The organism is Pedobacter nyackensis (assembly GCF_032678475.1).
Lineage (GTDB): Bacteria > Bacteroidota > Bacteroidia > Sphingobacteriales > Sphingobacteriaceae > Pedobacter > Pedobacter nyackensis_A.
The window spans coordinates 248,681-265,220 of the sequence record NZ_JAVTSF010000001.1 but is presented as its reverse complement, the minus strand read 5'-3'; the positions used below and the strand labels follow the sequence as shown (position 1 = coordinate 265,220).

Sequence of the window (16,540 nt, the reverse complement as noted above, 5' to 3'; positions counted from 1 at the left end):
TTCAGATTGCAATTATACACGTTCTCTCTATCAAATAGAAGTAAAGTAATTTATTTAATAAATCTCAAACGATTTCGTAAATTTTTAGTTCTGATTATGGACTTGAGCGATTAAAATTCAGTAACATTGATAGAATTAATGAACCGATTTTAAATAGATTATATGAAGGGCAAAGATCTGTTTTCGCTTGAGAACAAGGTGGTCGTAATTACCGGAGCCACTGGTGTATTAGGCGAATCATTTGCATTAGCTGTTGCGGCCGCGGGTGCAAGAGTTGCAATTTTAGGTAGAAATGAGCAAAAAGCAAATGAGAGGGTAAAAGCTATTACATCAAACGGAGGAGAAGCTATCGCTGTAATTACTGATGTATTGGATGAGGAATCCCTAATATCGGCAAAAAACCAAATACTAAGTACTTGGGGGACTATTGATGGGTTGGTTAATGCTGCTGGTGGCAATATTCCTGGTGCAACAATCGGTCCTGATCAGAACATTTTTGATATTAATGTTGCGGATACGCAAAAAGCAGTTGAATTAAACTTGTTTGGTACCGTCTATCCAACACATGTATTTGGGCGTGTAATTGCGGAAAAAGGTAAAGGTTCAATTGTTAATATTTCTTCGTTGGCGGCACAACGTCCTTTAACGAGAGTACTGGGATACACAATGGGAAAGAATGCCATAGAGGGTTACACAAAATGGATGGCGGTAGAACTGGCTCAGCGTTATGGTGATAGGGTTAGGGTAAATGCACTTGCACCAGGTGTATTTTTAACCGAACAAAACCGTTCTTTATTGACTAATGCGGACGGAAGTTTTACAGACCGGGCTCAACGCTTTGTAAATCATACTCCTTTTGGTCGTTTAGGTAACCCGGAAGAATTAAATGGGACGCTTATTTATTTATTGAGTGATGCATCAGCTTTTGTAAACGGAGAAACTATTCTGGTTGATGGTGGTTTTAACGCTTATAGTGGAGTATAAGATCAAAATAAAAGAAAAAATGAATACTTTAAAACATAAATTATTACAAACCTGGCGTTGGTATGGACCAGCAGACCCGGTAACTTTACAAGATGTAAAGCAAGCAGGTGCTACAGGAATTGTTACTGCGTTACATCATATCCCTCATGGCGAAGTCTGGCCTCTTGAAGATATCGTAGAAAGAAAATCAATTATTGAAGCTGCAGGACTTCAGTGGGCGGTTGTGGAAAGTGTGCCGGTACATGAAGCTATTAAGACACGCAGAAGTGATGCAAATAAATATATAGAAAATTACAAAGCGACGCTAAGAAATTTATCGCAATGCGGTGTAAAGACTATATGCTATAATTTTATGCCTGTTCTGGACTGGACACGTACCCAATTGGATCTGGTTATGTCCGATGGTTCAAAAGCTTTATATTTCAACTGGCTTGATCTTGCAATTTTTGACATTTTTATCTTGAAAAGAGAAGATGCCGTAGCGGATTATTCAGAAAGTATTCAAAAACGAGCGAAGGAACGTTTTGCAACAATGACGGCAGACGAGATTAGCGAATTAAGAATTAATGTACTAATGGGTATTCCGAATGAAAAGGAAATTGAGCTTGAAGCACTGCGTAGTAGTATTGACGAGTACAAAAGTATAGGCAGAGATGGTTTAAAAAAGAATTTAGCATATTTCCTTAATGAGATTGCCAGTGTATGTGAGGAGACAGGGATTAAGATGACTATTCATCCGGATGACCCACCTTATGCGATACTTGGTTTACCTCGTATTGCAAGTACAAAAGAAGATCTTGTAGACATCCTGAAAAGTGTAGATAAGCCTTTTAATGGAATATGTTATTGCACCGGTTCACTTGGAGCGGGGATGTCAAACAATCTCACTGAGATTTTTGACGCGGTAAAAGAACGGGTATATTTTCTTCACCTCAGAAATGTAACTAAAGATGAAGAAGGTAATTTTTATGAAGCGGATCATCTGGGTGGAGATGTGAATATGTATGAAGTGATGAAGGCTGTAGTTGCTGAAAATGCACGTAGGGGAGAACCTATTCCTTTCAGGCCAGATCACGGTCATCAAATGCTTGACGATTTAAACAAAACAACCAATCCTGGATATTCGGCAATAGGTCGTTTACGCGGTCTTGCAGAACTTCGTGGATTAGAATTAGGAATTACTGGAAATTACTAATGTGTTCAAATAGCCATCTAAAAATGATAATTACTCATTTTAGATGGCTTTATTTATTTTTTTACTGCTTGTGATGATGCTCTTACTCTAACTTCCGTAGGTAACATAATCGTCTCAAAATCCACATCATGGTTTTTTTTCTCAATTAGAGAAATTAGCTTTTCAGCCGCAAGTTGTCCCATCTCGAAAGCTGGTTGATGTACTGTACTAAGTGGGGGATTCATGGCTTCTGCCAATTCTGTATTCGTAAATCCAATTAAAGCAATGTCTTCAGGGATTTTATATCCTAGTTTGTTAAGTATAACCAGGCACCTTGTACTGATTTGATCGGTAGCAGTAAAGATTGCGTCTGGTTTATCTTTTAGGCTCATATAATATCTAATAGCTTCTTCCAGATTTTCATTTAAAGTAGTTGCCCCTGTATAATTGCAAGACCTTAATAATTCTTGTCTGCAGGCAATGCCACTATCGGCAAGCGCTTGCTTATATCCATTTAACCGATCTGTAGCGATACTTAATATGGTATTTGTGTTTAAATGAGCAATGTTTTTATAGCCATTATGGATGAGGTGCATTGTAGCTTCATAGGCACCTTTAAAATTATCGGCTCCGACCTTGTGGGTATGAATCTGATCAATTAACCTATCGAACAACACAACGGGTAAACCTCCTTTCTGTAAAGAGACAAGATAGCTGAAATCAATAGTTTCATAAGCTGGAGAGATCAGGATACCGTCAATTCCGCCTGCATATAACAATTCAATACATGCACTTTCTATTTTTTCCGATTCCTTGCTTTGCATAATGATAATCTGATAAGATTTATCAGTACTTACCTTATGAATACCGTCAAGCATTTGGGCAATAACATTGTTATCCAAAGAACATACTACGACACCAATTGACCTACTTTTGCCTTCTTTTAACCCTTTAGCCATTCTATTGGGGGTATAATGATGCTTTTTTGCATAGTCTAAAACCTTTTGCTTGGTTTCTGCACCAATTTCATGACTATCATTCAAAGCCTTCGAAATTGTAGAAATAGATAAATTAAGCGCTTTGGCAATATCTTTTAGTGTTACGCTGTTATTCATGCTCCTCATTCCTCTTTAAATAGAACTGCTAATTTGCAATTATTAAGGCGATAAGATCAATTTTATTTGGTTAATTTTCCAAATCAGTTATCTGTCGAGTGTAAAATATCGTTTTACATACTTGTTAAAGCATCTGTTAAACTTTTGATTTAATGAGTTTTGTCCTCGTTAATTCAGCAGTCTTAATAAGTTGACAAAGCGATGATACGCGTTTTAAATACAGTTTATAAATTTGTTTAACGGTGTTAGATTATTTACACATCTAAAAAGATTGCAATGGGAAGTAAAGAACGAATTCAACGGCTAAAAGATGAAACGAGGGCTAATATCCTCGATGCAGCCTTACAAATCGTTAAAGAAGACGGATGGCAAGCGCTTAGTATGCGGAAAATTGCTGACAAGATAGAATATACTGCTCCGATTATTTACGAGTATTTTTCCAGTAAAGAGGGTATATTACTTGAGCTTACACGACAGGGGTATATCATACTTGGGAAGGAAATAAAAGCGGCAAAAAGTAAGTTTACCAGAACAGATGAGCAACTTGAAGGGATGTGGATTGCCTACTGGAATTTTGCTTTTCAATATAAAGAGTTCTATCAGTTGATGTTTGGCGTAGATATGATCTGCTGTGAACAAAAGAAATCTATGCCTGAAACTGAATTTCTGGATAAACTTTTTTTCGATACGATTAAAGACCTAATGAAAGCAGAGCATCCTGATGAAGATGTTATTTGTCGTAAGTATTATACTTTCTGGTCTATAATACATGGCTTAATTTCTATAAATATGGTAAATAGAGGGAGAAACGAAGAGATGAATCAGCATATTCTAAAAGATGCATTAAAAGGAATTATAAAATACATAAACGAATAAAATATCGGGGCTTTTTGAACAAGCCCTTTTTTGACCAACGCTACTTAACACTGTTAAATTACTTATACTCGTTATATAATAAACAAATAAACTAAATTATCATGAATTATAAATCTTTTCATTCGCTACAATTTAACGATGTTAAATTATCTACTTACGTTATGAGTGTAACTATATTGCTGTCCGCTCTAGTTTTACCTGGTTGTTCAGAGAAAACACCGCAAGCTGCTGCGCCTGCACCCCCTGTCTTACCAGTAGCAAGTATAATTACCGGAACGGAAACTACTTTTCAGGATTACCCCGCATCAATTGAAGGAACTGTTAATGTAGAAATCAGGCCACAGGTTAGTGGTAGCCTGGAAAAGGTATACGTTGACGAGGGAGCTTTCGTCAATACAGGACAACCAATATTTAAAATTAATGAACAACCATACAGAGCTGCGTTAAATAATGCTCTTGCTGCACAGCATTCAGCAGAAGCCTCGTTAGTTAATGCCCAGCTGGAGGTAGAACGTTTAACACCATTAGTCCAGAATAAAGTGATATCGGAATTCCAGTTAAAATCAGCTAAAGCTACGGCACAGGCGGCCAAAGCAAACATAGAGCAGGCGAAAGCCAATGTTGCTACAGCTTCAATTAACTTAGGCTATACTTTAATTAAAGCACCAGTAAGCGGGTATATTGGTCGTCTTTTAAAAAAGCAAGGCAGCTTAGTCGCAGCATCAGACGTTGAAGCATTAACTAATCTGTCAGATGTCCACGATGTTCATGTATACTTTGCGCTAGGTGAGAAAGATTTTGTGAATTTCAAAGATCAGTATCCAGGTCAGACTTTAAATGAGAAAATTAAACAACTTCCTGCGGTAAAGCTGATCCTAGCGGATAATACTGAATACGTAAGGTCAGGAAAAATAGATGTGATTGATGGGCAATTTGATAAAACAACCGGAGCAATTACAGTACGGGCTAAATTTCCGAACCCCGATGGACTACTTAGATCTGGAAATACTGGGAAAATAAGATTAAGTCTCCAACATAATGAAGCATTAGTTGTGCCTCAGGTTGCTACAATTGAAGTACAGGATAAGGTATTTGTATTTGCAGTTGCAGATAGCAATAAGGTAAGAAAACAGGCTATAACGATTATCGGTAAAGCAGGAAATAATTACCTGGTTAAAGATGGGGTAAAAGTCGGTGACCAAATCGTCCTGAGTGGATTGGATCGTTTGCAGGAAGGGCTTGTAATCGCACCTCAAAAAGCAACAGATAAGGTTGTTGCCATAACAAAAAACAACAAGTAAATAAGCAAATTTTAATATTAAAGTTATGTTTCAGAAATTTATAGAAAGGCCGGTACTTTCTACAGTGATCTCCATTTTATTGGTAATTATGGGAATACTTGGTTTAACAAAATTACCATTACAACAATTCCCCGACATCGCTCCCCCAGCTGTACTGGTTGCGGCCGTCTATCCAGGCGCCAATGCAGAAACAGTACTGCGCTCTGTAGCGCCATCCCTGGAAGAATCCATTAATGGGGTAGAAAATATGAGCTATATGAGTTCTACGGCCAGTAACGATGGAACGTTAGCCATTACGGTTTATTTTAAACAAGGTACCGATCCGGATCAGGCAGCTGTAAATGTCCAGAACCGTGTGGCCCAGGCTACAAGTCAGTTACCATCAGAGGTTGTGCAACAGGGGATTACCACGACCAAGCAACAGAATAGTTTCATTAATGCTATTGGTATTTATACCGAAGATCCAAAAAAATACGATCAGACATTTGTGGCTAATTATGCGCAGATAAATATCATTCCTGAAATAAAAAGAATCCCTGGTGTAGGTTCTGCTTCAATATTTGGTGGTGTTAAGGATTATTCCATGAGAGTTTGGTTAAATCCAACACAAATGGCGAACTATAAAATTACACCTAATGAAGTAATGGCTGCTATTCAGGATAAAAGTATAGAAGCAGCACCAGGTAAATTAGGAGAAAGAAGTAACGAAGTATTTGAATACGTAATCAAGTATAAAGGAAAGCTTAATAAAACTGAAGAATACGAAAATATTGCCATTCGGGCCAATGAAGATGGTTCTGTTTTACATTTAAGAGACGTTGCCCGTATTGAACTCGGTGCTTATTCTTACACAAGTACCAGTCGTTTAAACGGGAAGGACGGAATCGTAATTGGTGTAATCCAGTTAGCTGGCTCAAATGCGAATGAAATCCAGATTGCCGTAGATAAAGTAATGGAAAAGGCGGCAAAAGACTTTCCGGTCGGTATCAATTACAATAGCTTTTATAAAACAAAAAATGCACTTGATGAATCCATTGAACAGGTAATACATACCTTAATAGAAGCTTTTATACTGGTATTTATTGTGGTGTTTATTTTCCTGCAGGATTTCAGATCAACATTAATTCCTGCGATCGCGGTTCCCGTGTCCATTTTAGGGACATTTTTCTTTATGAACTTATTTGGTTTCTCTATTAACTTATTAACGTTATTTGCCTTGGTGTTGGCTATCGGTATTGTCGTCGATGATGCTATAGTTGTGGTGGAAGCAGTCCATGCGAAGATGGAAAAGAAACATCTGGGTGCTAAAGCGGCTACAACAGAGGCTATGCGTGAAATTACGGGCGCACTGATCTCGATTACTCTCGTGATGGCCGCGGTATTTTTACCGGTAGGTTTTATGACTGGGTCCACTGGTATTTTCTATAGACAGTTTGCTTTTACCATGTCTATCGCTATTGTCATATCTGCGGTAAATGCTTTAACGCTAAGTCCTGCGCTTGCAGCATTATTCTTAAAAAGCAACCATACTACCGAAGGTGATCCAAAGGTTAAACAGAGCTTCGTCCAAAAATTCTATGTTGGTTTTAACAGTAGTTTTAATGCGATGACTAACAGGTATGTTGGAGGTTTAAAATTCCTGATTAAACATAAATGGTTAAGTATGGGAGGACTTTTTATCATTGTTCTTGCAACCATATTTTTAGTGCAGAATACCAAATCCGGGTTTATCCCGACTGAAGATCAGGGTTTTGTTGCTATTTCCGTTTCTACACCATCAGGAACATCATTAAATGGAACAACTAAATTACTTAAACAAGCTGAAGATGAACTGAGTGCTTTACCAGCTTCAAGATTTGTTACTGCCATTTCTGGATTTAACTTGTTAACAAATTCAAATAGTCCTTCTGCTGCTGTAATTTTTGTTTTGCTGAAACCGAACAAAGAAAGAGGCGAAATCAAAGATATCAATGCTATTCAGGATGTGATTAGAGGCAAATTAGGAGCCTTAACAGGTGGTACTTTTTTTGTATTTAGTTTTCCTACGGTTCCGGGTTTTAGTAATGTGGAAGCTTTGGATTTAGTTCTGCAAGATAAAACCGGCGGTAAACTGGATAATTTTAGCGGTATAGCCAATAATTTTATTGGCAAATTGATGGCGAAAAAAGAAATTGCATTTGCATTTACTTCATTCAAAGCAGATTATCCGCAATTGCAATTAGAGGTTGATGATGATAAAGCCAACCAGCTTGGAGTAAATGTGAGAGATGTATTACAGACGATGCAAGCTTATTTTGGAAGTGCGCAGGCTTCTGATTTTAATCGGTTTGGCAAATATTACCGTGTAGTAGTTCAGGCTGATATTGCCGATAGGACGGATCCGGCATCCATAGACCGTATCTTCGTGAAAAGTAAAACTGGTGAAATGGTACCGATCAATACATTGGTTAAATTAACCAGGGTATTCGGTTCAGAAACAGCATCTCGCTACAATTTATTCAATTCTATTCAGGTAAATGCCATTCCGAAACCTGGTTATAGTTCTGGTGATGCAATTAGGGCTATTCAGGAGACCGCTAAAGAAGAATTGCCTTCGGGCTTTGCGTATGAATTCTCCGGACAAACGAGGGAGGAAATCTCTTCAGGAGGGCAATCGACGGTGATATTTATATTGTGTTTGGTTTTTGTTTACTTTTTATTGTCCGCACAGTACGAAAGTTATCTCTTACCATTGGCCGTTATACTTTCTATCCCCACCGGTATTTTTGGTGTATTTGTAGTGTTAGGCTTAACAGGCATTGAAAATAACATTTATGTTCAGGTCGCTTTGATCATGCTCATAGGACTGCTCGCTAAAAATGCTATTCTGATTATTGAGTTTGCTATACAGCGTCGTAAGGCCGGATTAGGTTTGGTTGACGCTGCTATTGAGGCCGCAAGATTAAGGATTCGTCCCATAATTATGACTTCATTGGCTTTTGTATTTGGCTTGTTCCCAATGAGTATTGCGACAGGTCCGTCTGCCCAGGGTAATCACTCAATCAGTATTGGTGCCGCAGGTGGTATGCTATCGGGAGTAATATTAGGTTTATTCATCATACCTGTATTATTTGTGATTTTCCAACACCTGCAGGAGAAGATATCACAAAAGCCAGCCAGTGTTGCAAATGAAATACATCCCGCTATAAAAGTTGAATCGGAGATCATTTATTCTTAATCGCTTAAATAATATATTATGAGCAAATACATAAAAACACTAGTCGCAATAATGACTATAGCTATACTTGGAGGGTGTAAAGTATCGAAAGATGTACAGCTACCCCGAACAGCTATTCCGGAGTATTTTAGAAACGCCGAAACTACAGATTCGTTAAGCATAAGTAATCAGACAACTGCTGATTTCTTTCCTGAAAGGGAACTGAAAAATCTTATTGATACTGCATTAATTAAAAATTATGACCTGCAGATCGCTATTAAGAATCTTGGATCAACAGGGCAGTTACTCAGACAGGCAAGACTGGGGAACTTACCTCAGTTAAATTTACAAATTACAGGTAGCTCAAGTAACCCCTCTGATAATAGTCTGAATGGATTAAGTGCCAGTGAGTTTTTGAAGACAAGTCATGTTGAAGACTTTAATACTAATCTGGAGTTAACATGGGAAGCTGATATTTGGGGAAAAATTAAAAGTCGGAAACAGGAAGCTTTGGCTACTTACCTCCAAACAGAAGAAGCAAGAAAGGCTGTACAGACTCAATTGATAGCCAGTATTGCACAAGGATACTATAGATTACTGATGATGGATGCACAAATGGCTATTGCAAAGAAGAACCTTGCATTAAGTGATAGTACATTAATTATTGTAAAATTGCAGTTTAATGCTGGTCAGGTTAGTTTACTAGCGGTACAGCAAGCTAAAGCACAGCAACTAGTTTCAGCTCAGCTGATCCCTAAACTTCAGCAGGAGATTGTTGTGCAGGAAAATGCTTTGAGTATGTTGACAGGACGTGTACCTGGAACGATTGACCGTCGAACAAGTTTGGACGAAACATTTGTTTCAGGCAGATTATCTGTGGGATATCCTTCTGCTATGGTAAGCAAAAGACCTGATGTTAAAAGCGCAGAATTATCATTAACTATTGCCAATGCTAAAGTAGGCGTAGCTAAAGCAGGTATGTATCCTTCAATCAATATCACAGCGACGGGAGGACTGAATACTTTCAAGGCTAGTAACTGGTTTAACATACCCGCTTCTCTGTTTGGTGTAGTTGCAGGGGGTATTACGCAACCTTTGTTGCAGAAACGACAATTAAAAACAGAATATGAACTGGCAAAAATTGAAAGAGAGAAAGCTGTTATTAAATTTCGTCAATCTGTATTAACTGCCGTTACTGAGGTTTCTGATGAATTGGTGAAAATAGAAAAACTGAAAGAGCAGTATGACATATCAAAAGACAAAGTAAGTACTTTACAACAAGCTGTAAAAAATGCGAATCTGTTATTTGCGAGCGGAATGGCAACATACCTCGAGGTAATTACAGCACAAAGTAATTCTTTACAAAGTGAGCTTGAGTTAACTAGTATTAAAACTGCGCAATTAAATGCTGCGGTTGAACTTTATCGTACGCTAGGAGGGGGATTATAAGGGGGATTTCTTGCTGATAACACAAATGTTACCCAAAGATGATATTTCCAAATATTGTCTTTGGGAGTCCTGATTAGGGGCAAAATTTCCGTTCTTACGGAGTTTTTCATGTTTAACAAACTTGTTAAACATGTTTTGTATATTAAAGAGGGCAACAACGTGTATACCTTTGGTTGATTTCTGTCGTTTAAAATTATTGAATAAAATGATATGTTTGCGGCGGAAAGCTTATTAAAAAACAAACCTAATTAAACTTAATTTTGAAACTTTAGTCGAACCTGTATCAACAACGTAATATTTTTAGTGTAAATGATGATTTATAAATTCAGATGACCAAAGATATTACCGGAAATACATAAGTTTGCTAACACATAAAAAAACAATAAAAAATGAAAAACCTAATCTTGTTAACCGTTGGTATACTATTTAGCTTATCAGCAAGTAGTCAAATTTTAAAGCCTGTAAAATGGAGTTATGCTGCAAAGAAGACTTCAAAAACAGAAGCAACACTTTATCTTAAAGCGACTATTGATGAAGGATGGCACCTTTATTCTCAAAACATGGCTGATGGTGGACCTGTGAAAACAAGTTTTACATTCGCTCCTTCAAAAGCCTACAAGCCAGTTGGTAAAACAGCTGAGCCTAAAGCAATCGTTAAATTTGAAAAATCATTTGACATGAACGTAAGTTACTTTGAGAAGTCAGTGATTTTCCAACAAAAAGTTAAGCTTACAGGTGCAAACGCAACTGTAAAAGGAACGCTTGAGTACATGGTGTGTGATGATTCTCAGTGTCTTCCACCAGAAACAGTTGAGTTTTCTATTCCTGTAAAATAAGTAAATAATGACTTTAAACAACTATTTGACAAGCATGAAAATGCTTGTCATTGGGCTCTTTATTTTCTTTGGAACAGCGACAAGTGTATTTGCACAAGATGCAGATACAGCAATTTCTGATCTGGAGTTTACCGAGATAGGAGCTGAAACAGCTCCTGTTGATACGGTTGCTGCCGCTCCGACTAGTACAGAAGTAAAAGCAACGAAAGATTCAACCGCTACCGCTGTTACTGCAGTAACCCAAGAAAAGGCAGAAGATCAGTCGTTGATCGGAATCTTTATTACCGGCTTTATCGGAGGTCTTGCCGCCCTTTTAATGCCATGTATTTTCCCAATGCTTCCCTTAACCGTAAGTTTCTTCACCAAAGGAAGTCAGAGTAAAGGTACTGCAGTAAGCCGGGCTATGTTTTATGGCTTGTCTATCATTGTAATTTATGTGGTTTTAGGCCTGTTGGTTACTGTAATCTTTGGTGCCGATGCTTTAAATAGCTTGTCTACCAATGGTGTATTTAACTTCCTGTTCTTTGTATTGCTGATGATCTTTGCGATCTCTTTCCTGGGCGCTTTCGAAATTACTTTGCCTTCATCATGGGTAAATAAAATGGATGCCAACTCAGATAAAGGTGGTTTAGCTGGTCTGTTCTTTATGGCAGGTACACTTGCATTGGTCTCTTTCTCTTGTACAGGTCCAATTATTGGTACGCTGCTGGTACAGGCTGCTACAAGTGGTGCTTTATTAGGCCCGGCAATTGGTATGTTCGGATTCTCTTTTGCACTGGCAATTCCATTTGCTTTGTTTGCGATGTTCCCTTCCTGGTTAAGTGCTTTGCCAAAATCAGGCGGTTGGTTAAACAGCGTAAAAGTTGTTTTAGGCTTTTTAGAACTGGCTTTAGCCATGAAATTCTTAAGCAATGTAGATTTAGCTTATCACTGGAACTGGTTCGATAGAGAAATCTTCTTAGTATTATGGATTGTGATCTTCGGATTAATGGGTTTATACCTTTTAGGCAAGCTGAAATTCTCGCACGATAGTCCTGTGAACTTCATTTCGATTCCTAGGTTAATGATCTCTATCGTAGTGTTGTCCTTTACGGTCTATATGATCCCAGGTTTATGGGGAGCACCTTTGAAATCTATTTCAGCCTTCCTTCCACCTCAGGGTACGCAGGATTTTGATTTATATACACCTACTTTAACCGGAGGTAACGGTGGTACTGCAGCTGCTTCAAACCATAGTGAGGGCAAACATAAATATGCAGATATTTTCCATGCGCCATTAAACCTGAATGTATTCTTTGATTACGACGAAGGTATGGCTTATGCAAAAAAAGTAGGCAAACCGGTTATGATCGATTTCACTGGCCATGCTTGCGTAAACTGTCGTAAAATGGAAGCCAATGTATGGCCGGATAAAGCCGTTTACAGTAAACTGAGTAATGATTATGTGATCATTCAGTTATACGTTGATGATAAGACTGAACTGGAAGAAAGTGAAAAATACAAATCAACTTTTAGTGGAAAGGACGTCAAAACTATAGGCAACAAATGGAGCGATGTTCAGGCATCAAAATTCAACTCCAATTCGCAGCCGTACTATGTATTGCTTGGTCATGATGAAAAACCATTAGTAAGCCCAACAGGAGCCAACTACAATCCTGAGGAATACCTTCAATTCCTGGAAAGCGGTTTAACTGCTTTTAAGAACAAATAGCAACTTAATTTTATCTTGTTACGACAGTAATAGCTTTATTCAAAAGTTATTACTGTTGTAGTACGATTAATTTAGTATACACCAAACAACTTATAAATCAATAATTTAAATGAAGAAACTAAGTTTGATTGCTCTGGCATTATGCTGTGCCAGTTATCAGGGTTTTTCTCAAAAAAGAAATCCTAAAAAAACGCCGACACCGGCACCCGCTGCGACAGCGCCTGGGGCCAATCCAAATGCTATGAACCGCCCTGGAGGACCTTCAGCAGGACCAAAGCCGTACAATCAGGTGATTACAGCTAAGGCAAAAACAGATAATGGTCTGTTTAAAGTTCATTATGTTGAAGACCGTTATTTCTTTGAGATTCCAGATTCACTTTTGGGTAGAGAGATATTGGCTGTTAACAGAATCAGTAAAGCTGCAGCGGGGAACCGTGCATCAATGATTGGTTATGGCGGAGATCAGATTGGTGATAATGTAATCAGCTTTGAAAAAGGTCCTGCAAACAAAGTATATCTGAAAAGTATTTCTTTTAGCGAACGTTCAAAAGATACTACAGAGCATGGAATGTTTAAATCTGTAATGAGTTCAAATATTCAGCCTTTAGTAGCATCATTTGATATTAAAGCTTTAGCGAAAGACTCAATTTCTGGTGTAAGGGGTGTAGTTATTGATGTTACTGATTATATGAACAGTGATAACGACATTTTCTTTTTTGATGCTGGCACTAAAAAGTCGTTGTCATTAACGGGACAATTAGCAGATAGAAGTTACATTAAAGAAATTAAGGCTTATCCGATGAATATAGAGATAAGAACCCTTAAAACGTACATGAAATCTGCACCTCAAGGTATGATGGGGGGAGCTCCAAGTTCAACCCCTGCAACTTATGAGCTGAACAGCTCAATGGTACTGTTACCTTCAAAACAAATGAAGCCAAGGTATTTTGATCCTCGCGTGGGATATTTTGCGACAGGATATGTTGATTTTGACGCCAATCCACAGGGAGTAAAAAATCAGTCATTGATTACACGCTGGCGCCTTGAACCAAAAGCCGAAGATGTTGAAAAATACAAAAGAGGTGAACTGGTTGAACCTAAAAAACAAATTGTTTATTATATTGATCCAGCAACGCCAAAAAAATGGGTTCCTTACCTCATTCAAGGTGTAAACGATTGGCAGGTTGCTTTTGAAAAAGCAGGTTTTAAAAATGCAATTGTAGCTAAAGAAGCACCAAATGATCCTACCTGGAACATTGATGATGCCAGACACAGCGTAATCGTTTATAAACCGTCGGATATTGCTAATGCAAGTGGACCACACGTACATGATCCTCGCACAGGAGAGATTTTGGAAACGCATATCAACTGGTATCACAATATCATGCAGTTGTTAAGAAACTGGTATTTTATTCAGGCTTCTGCAATTGATCCTCAAGCTCGTAAAATGAAGTTTGATGACAAATTAATGGGTGAGCTTATTCGCTTTGTTTCTTCTCATGAGGTAGGTCATACTTTAGGTTTGCGTCATAATTTTGGTTCATCAGCAACTGTTCCTGTTGAAAAGTTAAGAGACAAACAATGGGTAGAGAAAAACGGTCACACTCCTTCAATCATGGATTATGCACGTTTTAACTATGTAGCTCAACCTGAAGATAATATTACTGCAAAAGGAATATTCCCAAGAATCGGAGATTATGATTTGTGGGCAATTGAATGGGGATATAAATGGCTACCTGAATTCAAAACTGCTGATGAAGAAGTAAGCTATTCAAACCAAACTATTATCAAAAGGGTAGGTGCTAACAATCGCTTAAGCTTTGGTACTGAAAGTGATCCTAATGACCCGCGTAACCAAAATGAAGACATTGGAGATAATGCAATGCTAGCATCTGCTTACGGTATTAAAAATCTTAAGCGTATTTTGCCTAATATTTTAAACTGGACTAAAGAGCCAAACGAGAGTTATCAAAATGCTAAAACGCTTTATAGCGAGGTAGTTGGACAGTACGGTCGTTATATGGGCCACGTGGCTAAAAATGTTGGTGGTATTTACACCACTCCTAAAACTGTTGAAGAAAAAGGCGGAATGTTCCAACCGGTTCCTTTTGCGACACAAAAAGAAGCAATGACATTCTTAAATACGCAATTGTTTACCACACCAACATGGTTGATCAATAGAGAACTTATTGAACGCACAGGTGCAAATCCAGTTGATATTTTCCAGGGTGTACAAAAAAATACCTTAGCAAAACTTCAAAACGCGGGTACTATTGGTAAGTTGATTAACAATGAAGCATTAAATGGCGTAAAAGCATATACTGTGGCTAATTTGTTCAGTGATTTAAAAACCGGAATTTGGTCAGAATTATATGCACATAAAAACATTGATGTATACAGAAGGAATCTGCAAAAGGCTTATGTTGATAATATGGTAAAACTGATGACTCCTCCTGCAGCTCCATCTGCTGCACAGAGTTTTCCAGGTATGAGAAGTGCAGACCCAATGGGTTCTGACGTTTCAAGTATTAGTCGTGCTCATTTAACCACATTAGCAAAAGATATTCGTACAGCAATACCAGCAGCAAATGGTATGAGTAAATATCATTTACAAGATTTATTGGTACGTATCAACTCAGCATTGAACCCAAAATCTTAATATTTTATCCATCTATAATAAAAAAGAGAGTGTCCAAAAGACACTCTCTTTTTTATTATAGATAATTTTACAAAGTTGTTTTATTTAACATCAATTCAATTCAATTCTTAAGGAAACGTTAAAATAGTTATCCTTTCCAATGCCGAAGTTTAACATCGCTTTATGACCATACACCATGTCTAATCTCTTCTTACTATTATCCAATCCGATATGATGACTAGTTCTTGTGTTTTGTGTATCAATAAGGTTTTCCGTCTCGATAACCAATGTCTGGCCATCAGAATAGATCGAGATTAAGGCAGGGCTATCTGCTCTTAAAAGATTTCCATGCTTAAACATATTTTCAATAAGGGTCATTAGTATTAAAGGTATAATCTGGATATCTTTAATATTGTCATCACATTTGAAATTGATATTCAGGTTATTTTCCGCCTTTAATTGATGTAGTCGGATCAAATTTTTAACCTGTTCGATCTCAAGCTTTAACGGAATAAAGGTATGTTCACTGTCATCCTGTAATGCATATCTCATCATTTCGGAAAGCGCCATTATTGCTTCTGCAGCTTCGGGAACAACTTTTCGGGTATTGGAATAGATAAAGCTTAAAGTGTTAAATAAAAAGTGTGGATTAATCTGAGCTTTTAAATGTGCATGTTGTGATTTTATAAGTTCGGACTGCACATGCTGATTTTCAATAATCATCATTAATTTTTCATTTTCAGATTGCTGAAAAGCTTTTCGCTCTTTAAGGTAATTCATCAGATAGTAATAGCCCGAGGAAAATAATATAAAATATATGGTTCTCCAGACCCCATTTCCTAAAGATGTTTTATCAAATGCTGCAGATGTAAAAACATCTAGACTGGTGTATTTTTGAAGAATAGCGACTATGCCAATAGTAAGCGGAACATAGACGACAACTTCGATTAGAATTAATAATGGTAATAACCAAATCGTATGTTTTGAATTTTTTCGCGCTCTAGGTAAAATGAAATGAGCATGAAAATAAAACAATGAAATATTGAAAACATAAAACACAAAATAATTTCCAGGACTTGCAAAATAACCCCTTAATATACCTGCGAGTACAATTTCATAAAATATAAAGAAAAACCATGCAATGAAATGAATCTTGTTCTTAACTAGAAATCGGATGTATTTTTTTAAACGGTATTTCATTTCATCTAATATTGGCAGCCACCATTGTTAACACTATAACAGTATCATAATTGGTCAGAA

General features: G+C 37.4%; 11 protein-coding genes. 9 read left to right on the top strand and 2 right to left on the bottom strand.

The window, feature by feature from the left end; translation table 11 throughout:
* The first annotated feature begins 162 nt into the window (after window positions 1-162).
* Window positions 163-984: an SDR family oxidoreductase gene (locus tag R2Q84_RS01020; RefSeq protein WP_316814656.1), complete on the top strand. Its 822-nt coding sequence runs from the start codon at window positions 163-165 to the stop codon at window positions 982-984.
* Between the two features lie 19 nt (window positions 985-1,003).
* On the top strand, window positions 1,004-2,179 hold the full coding sequence (gene uxuA, locus R2Q84_RS01015) for a mannonate dehydratase (protein WP_316814655.1): 1,176 nt from the start codon (window positions 1,004-1,006) through the stop codon (window positions 2,177-2,179).
* Between the two features lie 53 nt (window positions 2,180-2,232).
* On the opposite strand, the gene R2Q84_RS01010 is transcribed toward uxuA, so the two are convergent.
* A complete protein-coding gene (locus R2Q84_RS01010; RefSeq protein ID WP_316814654.1) occupies window positions 2,233-3,273 on the bottom strand; it encodes a LacI family DNA-binding transcriptional regulator in 1,041 nt (346 codons plus the stop codon).
* 276 nt (window positions 3,274-3,549) lie between these two features.
* Between R2Q84_RS01010 and R2Q84_RS01005 the strand changes: the two genes are divergently transcribed.
* From R2Q84_RS01005 to R2Q84_RS00975, 7 genes are all read left to right on the top strand, one after another.
* Window positions 3,550-4,149, top strand: a complete 600-nt coding sequence (locus tag R2Q84_RS01005) for a TetR/AcrR family transcriptional regulator (protein ID WP_316814653.1) — start codon at window positions 3,550-3,552, stop codon at window positions 4,147-4,149.
* A gap of 101 nt (window positions 4,150-4,250) precedes the next feature.
* On the top strand, window positions 4,251-5,450 hold the full coding sequence (locus tag R2Q84_RS01000) for an efflux RND transporter periplasmic adaptor subunit (RefSeq protein ID WP_316814652.1): 1,200 nt from the start codon (window positions 4,251-4,253) through the stop codon (window positions 5,448-5,450).
* Between the two features lie 25 nt (window positions 5,451-5,475).
* The gene (locus R2Q84_RS00995) at window positions 5,476-8,667 is read left to right on the top strand and encodes an efflux RND transporter permease subunit (protein WP_316814651.1); all 3,192 of its coding nucleotides are present in this window, start codon (window positions 5,476-5,478) and stop codon (window positions 8,665-8,667) included.
* Window positions 8,668-8,685: 18 nt separating this feature from the next.
* A complete protein-coding gene (locus R2Q84_RS00990; protein ID WP_316814650.1) occupies window positions 8,686-10,095 on the top strand; it encodes an efflux transporter outer membrane subunit in 1,410 nt (469 codons plus the stop codon).
* A gap of 389 nt (window positions 10,096-10,484) precedes the next feature.
* Complete coding sequence (locus R2Q84_RS00985) at window positions 10,485-10,931, top strand: protein-disulfide reductase DsbD N-terminal domain-containing protein (protein ID WP_316814649.1); 447 nt, start codon at window positions 10,485-10,487, stop codon at window positions 10,929-10,931.
* 7 nt (window positions 10,932-10,938) lie between these two features.
* Entirely contained in the window at window positions 10,939-12,642 is a 1,704-nt protein-coding gene (locus tag R2Q84_RS00980; RefSeq protein ID WP_316814648.1) for a protein-disulfide reductase DsbD family protein, read from the top strand.
* A gap of 109 nt (window positions 12,643-12,751) precedes the next feature.
* Window positions 12,752-15,301, top strand: a complete 2,550-nt coding sequence (locus tag R2Q84_RS00975) for a zinc-dependent metalloprotease (protein WP_316814647.1) — start codon at window positions 12,752-12,754, stop codon at window positions 15,299-15,301.
* Between the two features lie 90 nt (window positions 15,302-15,391).
* On the opposite strand, the gene R2Q84_RS00970 is transcribed toward R2Q84_RS00975, so the two are convergent.
* Complete coding sequence (locus R2Q84_RS00970; protein ID WP_316814646.1) at window positions 15,392-16,480, bottom strand: sensor histidine kinase; 1,089 nt, start codon at window positions 16,478-16,480, stop codon at window positions 15,392-15,394.
* Window positions 16,481-16,540 lie beyond the last annotated feature (60 nt).